Source organism: Clostridium sp. KNHs205 (assembly GCF_000702945.1).
Classification (GTDB): domain Bacteria; phylum Bacillota; class Clostridia; order Lachnospirales; family Lachnospiraceae; genus Anaerocolumna.
Map to the genome: position 1 here is coordinate 197,562 of NZ_JNLE01000003.1, position 15,328 is coordinate 212,889.

The 15,328-nt window shown below is 40.1% G+C and carries 12 protein-coding genes; 4 read left to right on the forward strand and 8 right to left on the reverse strand.

Features of this window, described 5'->3' with window-relative positions; all coding sequences use genetic code 11:
• Positions 1 to 134 precede the first annotated feature (134 nt).
• Positions 135 to 665 carry a phosphatase PAP2 family protein gene (locus tag BR73_RS0100915; RefSeq protein WP_033166955.1) on the forward strand — a complete coding sequence of 177 codons (531 nt, stop codon included), beginning with the start codon at positions 135 to 137 and terminating at the stop codon, positions 663 to 665.
• On the opposite strand, the gene BR73_RS0100920 is transcribed toward BR73_RS0100915, so the two are convergent.
• The 3 genes from BR73_RS0100920 to pth all read right to left on the reverse strand — a co-directional run bounded on the left by BR73_RS0100920 (position 662) and on the right by pth (position 6,032).
• Positions 662 to 1,780, reverse strand: a complete 1,119-nt coding sequence (locus BR73_RS0100920; RefSeq protein WP_033164016.1) for a peptidylprolyl isomerase — start codon at positions 1,778 to 1,780, stop codon at positions 662 to 664. The genes BR73_RS0100915 and BR73_RS0100920 overlap by 4 nt on opposite strands.
• Before the next feature lie 136 nt (positions 1,781 to 1,916).
• A complete protein-coding gene (mfd, locus tag BR73_RS0100925) occupies positions 1,917 to 5,456 on the reverse strand; it encodes a transcription-repair coupling factor (RefSeq protein ID WP_033164017.1) in 3,540 nt (1,179 codons plus the stop codon).
• 12 nt (positions 5,457 to 5,468) lie between these two features.
• Positions 5,469 to 6,032, reverse strand: coding sequence for an aminoacyl-tRNA hydrolase (pth, locus tag BR73_RS0100930; RefSeq protein WP_033164018.1), 564 nt, complete (start codon positions 6,030 to 6,032; stop codon positions 5,469 to 5,471).
• Between the two features lie 393 nt (positions 6,033 to 6,425).
• On the opposite strand from pth, the gene BR73_RS0100935 reads away from it, so the two are divergent.
• Positions 6,426 to 6,719 (forward strand): PqqD family protein, encoded by a 294-nt coding sequence (locus BR73_RS0100935; protein ID WP_033164019.1) that lies wholly within the window; start codon positions 6,426 to 6,428, stop codon positions 6,717 to 6,719.
• An 80-nt stretch (positions 6,720 to 6,799) separates the two neighbouring features.
• Here the strand turns inward: BR73_RS0100935 and BR73_RS0100940 are convergent, their stop codons facing one another.
• From BR73_RS0100940 to BR73_RS0100960, 5 genes are all read right to left on the reverse strand, one after another.
• Entirely contained in the window at positions 6,800 to 7,711 is a 912-nt protein-coding gene (locus tag BR73_RS0100940; RefSeq protein ID WP_033164020.1) for a hypothetical protein, read from the reverse strand.
• Between the two features lie 74 nt (positions 7,712 to 7,785).
• Entirely contained in the window at positions 7,786 to 8,652 is an 867-nt protein-coding gene (locus BR73_RS0100945; RefSeq protein WP_156034561.1) for a transglutaminase domain-containing protein, read from the reverse strand.
• Between the two features lie 194 nt (positions 8,653 to 8,846).
• The gene (spoVG, locus tag BR73_RS0100950) at positions 8,847 to 9,128 is read right to left on the reverse strand and encodes a septation regulator SpoVG (RefSeq protein ID WP_033164022.1); all 282 of its coding nucleotides are present in this window, start codon (positions 9,126 to 9,128) and stop codon (positions 8,847 to 8,849) included.
• A gap of 66 nt (positions 9,129 to 9,194) precedes the next feature.
• Positions 9,195 to 10,316 (reverse strand): glucose-1-phosphate adenylyltransferase subunit GlgD, encoded by a 1,122-nt coding sequence (gene glgD / locus BR73_RS0100955; protein WP_033164023.1) that lies wholly within the window; start codon positions 10,314 to 10,316, stop codon positions 9,195 to 9,197.
• Entirely contained in the window at positions 10,313 to 11,587 is a 1,275-nt protein-coding gene (locus tag BR73_RS0100960) for a glucose-1-phosphate adenylyltransferase (protein ID WP_033164024.1), read from the reverse strand. Before BR73_RS0100960 ends, glgD begins: the two co-directional genes overlap by 4 nt.
• 689 nt (positions 11,588 to 12,276) lie before the next feature.
• On the opposite strand from BR73_RS0100960, the gene murC reads away from it, so the two are divergent.
• Complete coding sequence (gene murC, locus BR73_RS0100965) at positions 12,277 to 13,680, forward strand: UDP-N-acetylmuramate--L-alanine ligase (RefSeq protein WP_033164025.1); 1,404 nt, start codon at positions 12,277 to 12,279, stop codon at positions 13,678 to 13,680.
• Positions 13,681 to 13,970: 290 nt separating this feature from the next.
• The gene (locus tag BR73_RS0100970; RefSeq protein ID WP_033164026.1) at positions 13,971 to 15,281 is read left to right on the forward strand and encodes a DnaD domain protein; all 1,311 of its coding nucleotides are present in this window, start codon (positions 13,971 to 13,973) and stop codon (positions 15,279 to 15,281) included.
• Positions 15,282 to 15,328 lie beyond the last annotated feature (47 nt).

Sequence of the window (15,328 nt, forward strand, 5' to 3'; positions counted from 1 at the left end):
GGCATATGATTCCTGCATCCTCCACAGATGAGATGTTAGTAAATAACCAGATGAGTTTGGCTTACATTTAGTTGCAGCATAATATGGATTCTGCTATCATATTGTATAAATATATCCTGGTTTATGAGGTACCTATGTTCCCTATTATTCAGCAATTCGATGATACTCTTTTATATTTTATTGCGGAGCATTTACATACTCCTTTTGTAGATAGACTTATGATATTTATCACCAGTCTTGGTAACTCTTCTCTTGTCTGGCTTTCCACCGCTCTTATACTGGTATTATCCCAAAAGAACCGCAAATGGGGTATTATACTAACCCTTGCGCTGATCTTTGAGCTTTTGTTATGTGACGGAATCTTAAAACCTCTCGTTGCACGAGAAAGGCCCTTTACCAGATTAACAGGATATCCTGAGCTGATAAGGGCCCCCCTTTCTTATTCTTTTCCTTCCGGTCATACCATGTCATCTTTTACAGCCGCCGTGATCCTATTTGCCAGAGAAAGAAAAAGCGGCAGCATTTTTCTGATTCTTGCTGCCCTTATAGGCTTTTCAAGGCTTTACCTGTTTGTCCATTACCCAACCGATGTTCTTGGAGGTATTGTATTAGGTACAGCACTCGCCCTGATGACTTTGTGGCTCACCAAAGATCTAAAAGCCTAAGGTGCAGGGGTTGCCGTTACGTCTCCTGTAACTTCAGCACCCTCTGACTCCTCTGTGCTTTCGTTTCTTAAGGTCATAACCGTCCAAACCTTTTCCTTTACCTCTACCTTATAATTCTTTGACCATTCTTCATAAAGCTTCTTGAACAATTCGTTCTGCCTGTCTTCAATGATTTCTTCTTTTTTCTCTAAAGTAGCGTCTTTGTCAAAATCACTGACGCAGTATATAATATGATAACCGTATTCCGTTTCCACAATAGGGCTTAATTCTCCGGTTTTTAAAGCAAAGGCAGCTTCTTCAAAAGGCGCTACCATTTCACCTTTGCCAAAGGTATATTCCACCTGTGAATCTTCGGTATTGGCTTCTGCAAGCTTTTTAAAATCTTCTGTTTCTTTGGCATCCTTTAACAGCTGGACAGCTCTCTTGCGGACGGTTTTCTTCTCTGCCTCGGTCATAGGTTCATCTTTTCCGTCTTTGCTTACTGTAGTCTTAAGGAGTATATGATCAACGGTTATCTGCTTCGCTTCATCATCGAAAACCTCTGTATCCGCATTCATGGTAACTGCATCATAGACCTTCTGGTAAATCATATTCTCCCTGTAGAACTTACGGATTAAATCTTCGGTAAAACCGTATTTCTCTTTATCCGCTTCTGTTATACCTGAAAAATAGTTTGCGGCATTCTCAAGTACCGTGGCTTCTTCCTCTTCCGTCAGCGCGACATTATAACCCTCGGACTTGTCAACAACGATCTTGGTCTGGGTAATAAGATTCAGAATCTCTTCCTTGGCCTGATCTTCAAAGGTAGTTCCATCACTTACTTCATAGCTCCAGACTGCATCTCCGAAATAAGCTTCATACTGAGCTTTCATAAACATAAAGTACAACATGGATTCATTGTAATATACTTTATTGTTTCCAACAGTAACAACCAGTTCTCCCCGGTTTTCCTTCGTTTCTTCTGCTTCTGTAGGGGTTACGGTTTCAGACACAGAAGGTGTATTATTAACCTTCCCCTTCTGCTTATCCTCCGTTTTCTCCTTACAGCCGGTTAAGCTTACGATCAGGGCAGCGGCTATTAATGTATATACTGCTTTTTTTAGATATTTTTTCATGAAGCTTTTCAATCCTTTCTATGGCAGGCTGTAATCCTAAATACAATCCATTAAATGCTTTCTGTTTCTTAAAGCTATACGATTTATAATTACTGTTAACAGCTTATTTTTCTTTCACTTCATTCATTATAAGGGATTAATTGCCTTCAAGCAATAACTTTACATCCGAGAGTAGATTTTTTATCAGCTCGAATAAGGATAAGACATCCATCTTTCCTTTTCCCTGAACTTTTTTTACTGAATACAGGAAATAGGGATTTGCTTCCGGCATCAGCTTGATATTAGGCTCGTATTTCTTTATCAGCTCCGGAATCCGTTCTACTGACAGCTTGGCTTTTGCATATAACACAAGCTTAATTTCCTCGCTCCGGTATACCAGTGAAGTAACATAAACACTGTGACAGAGGGATTTGATATAGGCTATATTCAACAGATTATTGACACTTGCCGGCATATCCCCGAACCGGTCGACCAATTCCTCCTGCATATCAAGGAATTCCTCTTCCGTCATAATATCTGCAATCCTCTTATATACATCCAGCTTCTGAAACTCATTCTTAATATAGGTTGCAGGAATAAAGGCATCCACGTCCATATCAACGGTGGTATCAAAGGTCTCTTCCTCAGAAACCTCCCCTTTCATGGCCTTAATGGCGTCATTTAACATCTTGCAATACAGGTCGTACCCTACTGCTTCCATGTGACCGCTCTGCTGGGCACCCAAAAGATTCCCGGCTCCTCTGATTTCCAGATCTCTCATAGCAATCTTAAAGCCGGAGCCAAGCTCTGTAAATTCCTTAATGGCCTGAAGCCTTTTCTCAGCAATTTCTTTCAGCATCTTATCTCTTTTATACATTAAAAATGCATAAGCTGTTCGATTGCTTCTGCCTACCCTGCCTCTTAACTGGTAAAGCTGGGATAGTCCAAGCCTGTCGGCATCATCTATTATCATGGTATTAACATTTGAAATATCCAGTCCGGTTTCAATTATGGTAGTGGACACCAGTACATCAATTTCTCCGTTTATGAAGCTGAACATAATCCGTTCCAGCTCTCTCTCACTCATCTGCCCGTGAGCAAAGGATACATTAGCCTCCGGTACCAGGTTCGCAATCTTTCCTGCCACCTCATCGATTCCGTTTACCCGGTTATAGACATAATAAACCTGCCCATCCCTCGCCAGTTCACGGTGGATGGCTTCTCGTATGATTTCTTCATTATGCTCTAATACAAAGGTCTGAATAGGCATCCTGTCTACCGGGGGCTCCGTTAAGACGCTCATGTCCCTGATTCCGATAAGGCTCATGTGAAGGGTTCTGGGAATTGGTGTTGCTGTAAGTGTAAGTACGTCCACATCTCCCTTTAGCTGCTTTATCTTCTCTTTATGGGTAACGCCAAACCGCTGCTCCTCATCTACAATAAGAAGTCCCAGATTCTTAAACTGAATATCCTTGGAAAGGACCCTGTGGGTGCCAATCAGAATATCAAGACTTCCTCTTTTTACCCTCTCCATTACGGATTTCTGCTGGGCTGGAGTCTTAAACCTCGAAAGCATATCAATGCTTACGGGAAAATCCATCATTCTTTGTACAAAGGTATTATAATGCTGCTGTGCCAGAATGGTAGTGGGTACCAGAACCACCACCTGCTTACCATCAGCCACTGCCTTAAAGGCTGCTCTGATGGCAATTTCCGTCTTACCGTAACCTACATCTCCACAGACAAGCCTATCCATAATTCTGGTGCTTTCCATGTCCTTTTTCGTTTCTTCTATGGCTCTTAACTGATCATCCGTTTCCTCATAGGGGAACATCTCTTCAAATTCATTCTGCCATACTGTATCCGGACTGTAGGCATAACCTTCCTTCTGCTGCCTGGTAGCATATAGCTCCACCAGCTCCCTGGCAATCTCCTTAACTGCACTTTTTACCTTTGTCTTGGTATTCTTCCACTCTACAGAATTTAATTTATTCAGCTTATGCTTACCAGAATCGCTTCCGGCATATTTCTGGATGACATCAAGTCCTGTGGCCAGGATATAAAGCACTCCGCCACCGCCGTATTCAATCTTGATATAATCCTTTGTTACCTTATCGACTTCTATTTTTTCAATACCTCTGTATATACCAAGTCCATGGTTTTCATGAACTACATAGTCACCGATATTTAAGTCGGCAAAGCTCTGAATCTTCTTTCCGTCGTACTCTCTGATCTTTTTCTTTTTCTTTTTTTCTGCTCCGAAGATATCACTTTCAGAAATGACCACAAGATTAATAAGCGGGTATTCAAAACCTTTATGAAGGTTCCCCCCTGCTACCATTATCTCACTCTTTAAAATGACTCTGTCCATATCTTCACTGTAAAAAGCATTAAGTCCATGCTCTCTCAGATCATCGGACAGACGCTTGGCACGGGTCTTTGAAGGAGAGAGCAATAATACTCTGTATCCGCTCTTTTTCCACTTAAGGAGATCCTGTACCAGAATGTCAAAATTGTTATTATAGGGATTAACGGAACGAACTGTCATATCCCATTTATTCTTTATGGTAAAACCTTGGAGTCTTAGATCCATGGTACTGAGAAGCATAAGGTTCTTCTGGTTCAGCCCTGCTAAAAGTTCCTTATAGCTATATACCGCATCGCTTTGTCCGGGAAGAATATATCCCTTTTCAATTCTTCCGATCATACCTTCTCTGAACTCGGTTTCTACTGCTTCTCCTCTTTCCTGTACTCTGACCGGTTCGTCCAGGAACACAAGGGAATCTTCCCTGTCAAAATAATCAAAAAGAGATACGGTCTCTTCATAGAAATACCGGATATAGCTGTCAATTCCAACAGACCCCTGAAAACTCTCAATATTGTCCTTGAAATCATCAATAATACCCTGTATACGGAAAGCCTCTTCCGTCTTCATCTGTTCTCTTAAACGCTTTACATGGGCTGTCTTCTCTTCCTCCAGCTTTTTAAGACCTGTCTGGAGCCGTTCCGGACTTAAGACAATTTCTGCTGCCGGAAAGATCATCAGTTCTTCATGGCGGTCTATGGAACGCTGACTGCTTACATCAAAGGAACGGATAGAGTCGATATCATCCCCCCAGAATTCTATTCGGTACGGACACTCCTCGGCAGGAGGAAAAATATCAAGAATTCCTCCTCTTACAGCAAACTCACCGGGACCTTCTACCTGCCCCTGCCTTTCATAGCCCATATGGGATAAGGCGGCCTGAAGCTTTGATAAATCACAGGCTTCCCCTTCTTTTAGAGTAATAACGTTCTTCATTAGGAAATTCAGAGGCAGTATCCTGTCCATTCCACCGTCAATGGTGGTTACAATGGTAACCGGCTCTTTGTTCAGAAGCCGCTTTAATATCTTAAGGCGTTCCCTTACAATTGCATTTCCATGTATATCCGCACTATAGAAAATAATATCCTTCGCAGGATAGAAGAAGACATTTTTATCATATAGCTTATAATCTTCGCAGATTTCTTTCGCTTTTAAATCGTTGTAGGTAATAATTAATTTCTGGGAATATTCTTCCCCAAACCCATATATAAGGTGGCATTTCTGGGAATCAATACATCCGGTTATCTGAACGGGTGTATTTTTCAGGGTCAAACTGTCCTTTATTTCATTAAATTCTTTTAATTCCTTAAGAGGATTAATAAAGGTTTTCAAGGAAGTGCCTCCTTATTTTCTGTTATATTGATTCATGGCCGGTTCCATACCATCTGTTAGTATGGACTTTACAGCCTCCGAAGTCTTGCCTAGTGCCTCTCTGATAACCGGCTGTTCTTCTGAAGAAAAACGTGACAGTACATAATCTGCCAGATCCCAGCCAGCCGGCTTATCTCCCACACCTACCCGAATTCTTGGAAATTCCTCCGTTCCAAGATGGGAAATAATACTCTTTATGCCGTTATGCCCTCCGGCGCTGCCCTTGGTACGGATTCTCAGTTTACCCGGTTCCAGACTGATATCATCATAAATGATAATGATATTTTCAGGGCTCACCTTATAAAAGTCCTGCAATTCTCTGACACTTTCCCCGCTTAGATTCATATAAGTCTGAGGCTGGGCCAGAATGACCTTTTCTCCTGCAATCATTCCTTTTCCGCAGATTGCCTTATGTTTCTTAAAATCCAGAGGGATACGATAGTCATCAGACAGCCTTGTAATGGCGTCGAAACCGATGTTATGCCTGGTGGCCTGATATTCTCTGGAGGGATTTCCAAGTCCAACTATAATGTACATTATTTCTACCTGTCCTTTTATATTACATATTTTTAGTTCTTTTTAACAAAACGGAACTTTAAACCAAGAAAGGTTTCCACTTTTTTGCATACGAGAATAGAACGCATCTTTCGATCCGCCCTGTAATGATACTGCACTCTGAATCCTTACAGTATCAGCGACTATTATAGCTGACATTACAGTCACTATTATTGTAATTTAGATTTATAACTATTCAATACGCTTTTAAAGTTATAGCCATTTTAATTATATACGAATTCAAAAATAATGGCAAGGAATAAAAAGAGCTATAAAAACAGTATTTTCTCTTTATTCTTGTACCGTTTTATGCATAGATTCTGTCTTTTACATGTGCTAAGCTTAATCTAAATCCAACAGAAAGGCTGATACTTTATGAAGATTAAAACAATTACTCTTAAGAAAGGTTTTTCCGTAAAGGAGCTGGGAGGCGAATTCTGCATTGTAAAAGACGGAGACTCTAATAACGGAGCAGTAAACGGCCTGCCTTCCATAAACGAGACCGGTATCTTTCTCTGGGATCGGCTGATGAGAGGGGTTACCACTCCAGAGGCCTTAACGGAGGCAGTTGCTGTTAAGAACAATTTGGATAGGGAAGAGGCAGAAGCAGATGTAGGAGAATTTCTGGCGAAGTTGATTAATGGGAATCTTGTGGATATAGAAAATTAATATATTATTTATCTTATATATATTATATTAAAAAGAGCCTGATTTATTTTATTATTACCTCAGGCTCTTAGTTACCATTTTTAGTAGCGAATATCAAAAAAAATACCCTTTAATTCCTCCATGAGCATATTACTGATTTGTGCCTGCTTTTGCAGCTTCTTCAGCATCTCTTCCTGCTTCGCTTTATAATCAGACAGCAAAGCCTCTGTTTCTGCTGCCACTTTTTCTGTTTTATCTTTATCGTTCTTTGGATCAGCTTCGTCAGCTTTTTCATTGTCGCTATTGTTGAATTTCTCACCTACTGTTTCCTTCGATTCTTCCAACAGCATACCAATGACTTCTTTAGAGGTAATATCTATAATGTCCTGTGCTGCTTCTTTCGCTTCTAACACAGGATTATGCTTTTGTCTGTCCAGTTGTATGGAACTTACTGCCACACTGATATTATTAATAGAATTGTTGGCATTGTTCAGATTATTGTTCCAGTAGGTTTCTATCTTATTGCATTCAAGCATTTCCTTTTGATAATCTGTCAGTGAACCTATGGATTCCAACCGCTGCTTTTCTTCATCCGTAAGAGCCTCCGGATTATTCACGCCTTTTATTATAAGATTTACATCCTTTTCCTCCTCAGAGTATTCCGATACCTCATACCCCTTACGAAGTTCCTCCTTCATTTTTTGAACGGAAGCTAATTTATCATGATACACAGACATATCGCTCCGCAGCTCTTCCTGTTTCGTTCTCATTTCGTCAATATTAGAGTCTATATTCAATTCTTTCGAGAAAGTCTCCAGTATAGCTCTGATTGCCTGCTTTTGACCATTTGCTTTTCTGACCTCAACAGGATCCCTGACCAAGTTAAGATTTCCTGCATAGATAGAAGTTATCTTCTGGTTATTACTTTCACTTTTTTTATTCTTTGACTGATCCTGCAGATCTGCGCCAGAAACTTTCATATATCGGCTCTCTTGCATTGTTCCAATTTTCATGAATATCCCACCTTAACTATAGTATATGGGATATTTCGTCATTTTTGAAAATTACTTAACCTTTTCTGAGTATTTTATTCCCATTTATAAGATTCCCCTGCCATAGGATATTCTGCATAAAAATCTTCGGTATTAAATTCATCATCTCTGATATGACCGCCAAAATTCTTGTCAGATTTAAGGAAATATTCATATAGCAGCAGGCTCTTCCCGCTCTTGGTAAGGGGATCATCCCAGGTGCAGTCAATGTTATACCACAAACCATTAAGCTGTACGATATTCCAGCCATGGCTGTCATTATTACCTATCCCTGTAATAATCCTGGCTGGAATTCCTGCTTCCGTAAACATTTTATAGGCAATACTCATATACCCCTGACAAGTGGAACTTTTGCCGATGAGGTTATCATAGGCTGAATAATCTGTTACTGATGTATCATAAGAAGCATTCTCTATAATAAAATCGTGTATCTTCTTTATTTTCTCAAAATCACTTAATTCATCCAGATTCCACTCTTCAAATAATTGTTTGATGGTCTCATCTACTAACATTGTTTCTTCATAAACTTCATTGTATTTAAACTCATAGGTAACTGTTAGCTTATTACCAAGTCCTACTATATGGGCATATATGCTGTTAACCTTATATTTTAAATAGTCATAATCGCCTGAGGTGCTTTTATCATCTATAGCATATACCTGATCGATTACCTCTTCTGTAAACCATTCCATATCCTCTACGTTGCCGGTATACTGGAGCACCTTCTTTTCATCCCCTTGCAGCATGGCTTCTCTGACCTCAAGGATAAAGTCTCCGTTGCTCTCTTTCTCACTTAATACATTATTCGTTACGTTACTGCTGATATGATACCGAAAATTAACCCCGAACATTATAACAAAAAGAATACCTAATCCTAACGCTAGCCTGGTTATTTTTTTCATGTTACGGCTCCTTTCTTCGTCATCATGATCTTTATTCTTATTATACTCTATAAAGCAGGTTACGTGCAACGGATTTCCATCTTCCAGCACGCCAAACCATCAGCGCTTTTGCTAAATTTGGAATATTCCAAAAAGGGGCTGTCGCAGTCCTACGCGGCAGCCCCCTCCTGGAGCAATGAAAGCTCTTAAGCTGTTTAAGCTTCTATTTTCTCATCATACTCTTCGGCAGCTACTTCGTAGCTTTCCAGGATAATCTTCTGAATCTTATCCCTGGTTTCCGAATTGATAGGATGCGCAATATCACGGTACTCCCCGTCCCCTGCTTTTCTGCTGGGCATTGCAATAAACAAGCCTTTTTCCCCTTCAATAACTTTAATATCGTGTACGACGAATTCGTTATCCATCGTGATGGAAACAACTGCTTTCATCTTTCCTTCCTTGCTAACTTTGCGTACACGAACATCTGTAATCTGCATTTTGTATAGCCCCCTTTAAGTGTTGTCTGTTTTTTATATGCGAAAAGGATATAATCCTCTTGCTTTTTACATTAAGTATCTTTCATTTCGTTCAATGACGATTTTTACATTATCCGGCTCTCCCACATAAGTTGAATTCGCCCGGATGGTATCTCTGCTCTCCACGATACAATTCTCTATATAGGTGTTATCCCCGATATGGACATTGTTTAAGATAATGGAGTTCTTTATGGTACAGTTATTACCGATATATACTTTCTTAAAGATAACGGAATTTTCTATACGGCCGTTTACTATACAACCGCTGGAGATAATACTGTTACTTACCGCAGAACCCTGATTGTATTTTGCCGGTGGCATATCATCAATCTTGGAATAGATATCCGGATACTGCTTAAAGAAATAATCTCTTACCTCCTTATTTAGAAAATCCATATTTGTATTATAATAAGCTTCTACAGAAGCGATATTGCTCCAATAAGTATGAATGGGATAAGAGTATATCTTCTTCACATTTTTATAACGGATAAGAATGTCTTTCACAAAATCATATCGGTCTTCTTCGGCAGATTTCTCTAAAAGTTCTATTAAAAGCCTTCTTCTGATAACATAGACACCGATAGATACCTTCTTATCATGGGCTCTTAAAGGTTTCTCTTCAAAATCCATGATTCTGTCTTCCTCATCGGTTTTTACAACTCCGAAACGGCTGGTATCCTCTTCGTCCTCCAATTCCTTGCATACTACTGTGATATCTGCTCTTTTCTCAATGTGATATTCCAATACCTTATTATAATCCAGCTTATAGATGCCATCTCCGGATGCAATGATCACATAGGGTTCATGGCTGCTCTTTAAAAAGTTAAGGTTCTGATACATGGTGTCTGCTGTTCCCCTGTACCAAAAACTGTTATCTGCCGTGATGGTTGGGGTAAATACAAATAACCCTCCCTGCTTTCGACCAAAATCCCACCATTTTGAGGAATTTAAGTGCTCATTAAGAGACTTTGCATTATACTGGGTAAATACTGCCACCTTCTGTATATGGGAATTGCTCATATTACTTAAAACAAAATCAATGCTTCTGTAGCTTCCAGCTATGGGCATGGCCGCAATGGCCCTTTTATGGGAAAGCTCCCGCATCTTATTGTTATTACCTCCGGCTAAAACGATACCTAGTGCTCTCATAGCCTCTCACCTGCCTTTATTAGATTCTCTCCGCTGGCAAGATTTCCTTCCTCATAATCGGACAGGACAGTGATACCCTTAATAGCAGTGTTCTTACCAATCTTGACACCTGGGGGTATTACGGAACCTTCTCCAATAGTTACCAGACCGAAAGAGTAGATTGACGGCTCAGTCCTATTGGGAACGTCTTCACCCACACCAAGCTCTGAATTCTGTCCAATTACGGAATTTTCCGCTATTATGCCTCTGTATATTTGAACTCCGTCTTCCACTACAGTGGATTTCATGATAATGGAGTCTCTGACAACCGCACCTTTTCCGATATAGACACCGGAACCAATAACGGAGTTATGCACTTCACCGTAGACTTCAGCACCTTCTCCGATTATGGCTTTATCAATAACAGCCTCTTCTCCTAAAAACTGAGGAAGTATGATATCGCTCTTGGTATATATCTTCCAGAACTCTTCATATAAATTAAACACCGGGACCAGATCTATGAGCTCCATATTAGCTTCCCAGTAAGACCCAAGTGTTCCCACATCCTTCCAGTAACCATTATACTCATAGGCAAATATTCTATCTTTTCTTTCATGACAGTAAGGTATTACATGCTTTCCAAAATCGCAGCCTTTTTTCTCCGAAAGTGTGATCAGTGCTTCTTTTAACACCGCCCAGCTGAATATGTATATTCCCATAGATGCAAGATTACTTCTGGGTTCCTTCGGTTTCTCTTCAAAGTCTGTGATTCTTCGGTCATTATCTGTGATTGCAACTCCGAAACGACTGACCTCTTCCCAGGGAACCGGTATTGTAGCCAGGGTGATATCCGCATTCTTTTGTTTATGGAAATCCAGCATAGCTTCATAATCCATCTTATAGATATGATCTCCGCCCAGTATCAGGACGTAATCCGGATTGTAGTATTCCATGTACTCCAGGTTCTGATATATGGCATTTGCCGTACCGGTATACCATTCACTATAGGTACTTTTCTCATATGGGGGCAGGATGGAGACTCCGCCTATGTTCTTATCCAGATCCCATGGGATTCCGATTCCTATGTGCGTATTTAAACGAAGGGGTTGGTATTGAGTCAATACCCCGACAGTATCAACACCTGAGTTAATACAATTGCTTAAGGGGAAATCGATGATTCTGTACTTTCCACCGAAAGTTACTGCGGGTTTAGCAATGTTAGAGGTCAATACTCCAAGTCTTGAACCTTGTCCTCCTGCCAGAAGCATTGCTATCATTTCTTTCTTTATCATGCAATCACCTCTCGTTGTTTAATTTGACATTATTATACCATTCATTTACAGGTTTGTGAATAAATTTTACAAATATTTTATTAAAATATATAATTTTTATAGCATTATATATAATCAACAAATTCAATTACCCCCTTTTGGTTAATTTTGTATGTATTTTCCCCTGTTCAAATGCTTTTCTGTGGTTTTACCCCAAATTTCGACTTGTCTGTCCCTGGCAATCGAAACTACCGTACGATAAATTTCAATACAAAGTACGTTTTGCTTTTACCCGGGTATGTCTGAAAATGGTCTGCCTTAGGTTTGATGTTCCACTTTACCGGACTTAAGCACTTATGTGCCTTTTTTTCCTGTGATACTTTTCTATGCCTTGATTTCATTCTTAATTAACCAAGTTTCCCAAAATAACAATTTATCATATTATGAGTGTATGCGAAAAAATCAATTGTTTTTTTAATGGAATTGATTATAATTACAAATAGGCTTCATACTATATAAACTGAACTGTTGCTTTATATTTTACTGCATGTAAAATGATGATATATCTGGATTTCATTACAGCCATACAATCAAAGGTTTATAAAGTTATAATATTTAGGTTATATTATTTCAGGTTATATCATTTCAGTTTATAAATCAACCCTGCAATTCCATAACGGAAAGCAATCACAAAGAATAGGAAGTGTCTTATGTTTAAGATTGATTTTAACACCCCCATCAAAGTACATTTTATAGGCATTGGCGGTATCAGCATGAGCGGTCTGGCAGAGCTTTTACATACCTTAAGATTTGAAATTACCGGATCCGATGCGAAAGCAAGTACCACTACTGATCATTTGGAGGGGCTTGGCATTACTGTATTTTATGGTCAACGTCCTTCAAATATAACTAACGATGTAAAACTGGTGGTTTATACCACTGCTGTAAAGGAAAATAATCCCGAACTTATGGCTGCCAGAGAACTTGGCATACCGGTAATAGACAGGGCAGAGCTCCTGGGTCAGATAATGAAATGTTATCCCGATGCCATCGCAGTATCCGGCACCCATGGAAAGACTACCACCACCTCCATGATATCCCTGCTGTTATTGGATGCCGGCCTCGATCCAACCGTTTCCGTAGGCGGAATATTAGACGGCATCGGCGGAAATATAAGAATTGGTAAATCAGAGCACTTTGTAACGGAGGCTTGCGAATACACCAATAGTTTCTTAAAATTCAGTCCTACAACAGGAATTATATTAAATATCGAGGAAGAACATCTGGATTTCTTTAAGGATCTTTCAGATATCCGTAACTCTTTTAAGACTTTTACCGATCTGCTGCCCGAAGACGGGCTCCTTGTTATAAACGCAGATATAGAAAATATTTCTCTTTTTACCGATGAACGGAAATGTCCTTATGTTACTTACAGTACAAAAAAGGTAGACTCTCCTTCAGCCGGTGCAAAACACCATTACTTTGCCGGAAACATTCATTATGATGAAAATGGCTTCGGGCAATACAGTCTATATGAAGACGGAGTGCTTCTTGGCGAGATTCATCTGCATGTGGTGGGAGACCATAATATCTCCAATTCGCTGCCGGCGGTGGCTGTTGCCAGAAACTTAGATATTCCTCTGACAACAATTCAGGAATCCCTTTCCCGTTTTACCGGAACAAAACGCCGCTTTGAATACAAAGGCACCATAGCAGGCGTTACCATTATTGATGATTACGCTCACCATCCAACAGAGGTTACCGCTACCCTTACCGCAGCAAAAAACTATCCCCACAGCCGTGTGTGGTGTGTATTTCAGCCCCATACCTATACCAGAACCCGCTCTTTTTTAAAGGAATTTGCGGAAAGCCTGTCTCTTGCGGATAAAATCGTACTGACTGACATCTATGCCGCCAGGGAATTGGATCCGGGTGACATTTCCTCCAAGGATTTGGAAGCTTTATTAAAGGAAAAAGGCAAGGATGTTATCCATATTTCAACTTTTGACGAAATACAAAATTATTTATTAGAAAATTGTACTAACGGTGATTTGTTGATAACTATGGGTGCCGGAGACGTTGTAACCATTGGAAATGCCATTTTAGGACTATAGTTATCCACATTATCCACAACCTTATCAACAATTTCACTGTGATAAGGCTGTGGATTTTTTATTCCATTCACAAATTACCTTAAGCTGGTTAAAGTAATTTATCAGCTAGCCATTATTACAGCTTTCCGGTTAATTTTACATTATTTTACAATCAATTTCTGCTTCATTTCCACATTATCCACATTATCCACAATTTTATCCCCCGAAAGTTTCCCGGAAATTAGCCTATTTTCAATACCAATTCTCTATGTTACAATATGACTTACAAAGGAAATGAGAGGTTAATAAATATGAGTGCAATACTGTTAAATACCAGCCGCGAACGGGGTGTAACCCTGGTACCCAACTCTTTTATTGATGAATATATGCCTGTTGCCAGCGGCTCTTATGTGAAGGTGTATCTTTATCTGCTTCGCTGCGTACATAGTTTCGGTGATGTATCTATTACCATCTCATCCATCGCCGATCACCTGGACGAAACAGAGAAAGATATTATACGCGCTCTTTGCTACTGGGAAAAGGTTAACCTGATTCGTTTGGAAAGAGACAGCAAAAAAGAGATTATTTCCATGACTATAAATGATCCTGAATCCAAGGAATCCGAAATCAGTAATGAAAATACATACAGCCAAGGCTACCGTGATGGTGAGCCGATGACCACATACACAACCCCTGCTTATCCGGCTTCCTCTGCTGAGGCTGCTCCAGATGGGGATTATACAAAGAACGGCTTGAAAGAGAATATTTCGGAAGCCGGTGCTTATACTAACAGCAGTTATGACAATACACCTTATGATGACAGCCCAACGGATGAAACCGCATATGCGGATATGTCAAATGCCAGAATTCCTGAGGACAGGAAGGCTCATATGTTTGAAAAGCCCACCTATTCCGAGGCTCAGATAAAGCAGCTGACAGAAAATGATGAGGTTAAATGGCTGCTGAACATAATCGAGATCTACCTGGACCGCCTGATCAAGCCGATGGATATGCAGTTAATCCTGTACCTTTATGAAAGCCTTGGTTTTTCTGCAGAGCTTATCATGTATTTATACGAATACTGTATTTCCAAGAACAAAAAGAATCCGTCCTACATAGAAGCTGTTGCTCTTTCCTGGGCAGAAGAAGGAGTGGATACCGTAGAAAAAGCCGAAGCCAAAACCGCTCTCTTTAACAGCAATTACACAGCAATCAACAAAGCCTTCGGGTTAAACCGGGCACCCGGACAGATCGAGAAACAGTTTATTGAAAAATGGCTGAACAAATTCGGCTTCTCCATCGATATCATTGTGGAAGCCTGCAACCGTACCATACTGCTTACCCAGAAGCCGGATTTTAAATATGCGGATAAAATTCTGGAGAACTGGAATAAAAAAGGCGTAAAGGAGTTATCACAGATAAGTAAACTGGATGAAGAGCATTCCAAGGACAAGGCCGCCAATGCAGCAAAAGCTGCCGCTATGGCTGCCGCTAATTCCGGAAAACCTGCCAAACCTCAAACAGCTGCCCCGAACCGTTTCAATGCTTTTCCCCAGCGCTCCTATACGGAAGCTGACTATTCGTCAATGGAGCAAAAGCTGCTTCAGAAGAAGATGAATTAATCACGTTCATTGCACAGCCTATTGCCCGGAGCAAGGCTGTACTATAT

Bases quoted from the DNA above. Each gene is read 5' to 3' on its own strand.
- BR73_RS0100940 (WP_033164020.1), bottom strand. From the start codon at position 7,711: ATGAAAATTGGAACAATGCAAGAGAGCCGATATATGAAAGTTTCTGGC.
- spoVG (WP_033164022.1), bottom strand. From the start codon at position 9,128: ATGCAGATTACAGATGTTCGTGTACGCAAAGTTAGCAAGGAAGGAAAG.
- glgD (WP_033164023.1), bottom strand. From the start codon at position 10,316: ATGAGAGCACTAGGTATCGTTTTAGCCGGAGGTAATAACAATAAGATG.
- BR73_RS0100935 (WP_033164019.1), top strand. From the start codon at position 6,426: ATGAAGATTAAAACAATTACTCTTAAGAAAGGTTTTTCCGTAAAGGAG.
- murC (WP_033164025.1), top strand. From the start codon at position 12,277: ATGTTTAAGATTGATTTTAACACCCCCATCAAAGTACATTTTATAGGC.
- BR73_RS0100915 (WP_033166955.1), top strand. From the start codon at position 135: ATGTTCCCTATTATTCAGCAATTCGATGATACTCTTTTATATTTTATT.
- BR73_RS0100920 (WP_033164016.1), bottom strand. From the start codon at position 1,780: ATGAAAAAATATCTAAAAAAAGCAGTATATACATTAATAGCCGCTGCC.
- BR73_RS0100945 (WP_156034561.1), bottom strand. From the start codon at position 8,652: ATGAAAAAAATAACCAGGCTAGCGTTAGGATTAGGTATTCTTTTTGTT.
- pth (WP_033164018.1), bottom strand. From the start codon at position 6,032: ATGTACATTATAGTTGGACTTGGAAATCCCTCCAGAGAATATCAGGCC.
- BR73_RS0100960 (WP_033164024.1), bottom strand. From the start codon at position 11,587: ATGATAAAGAAAGAAATGATAGCAATGCTTCTGGCAGGAGGACAAGGT.
- BR73_RS0100970 (WP_033164026.1), top strand. From the start codon at position 13,971: ATGAGTGCAATACTGTTAAATACCAGCCGCGAACGGGGTGTAACCCTG.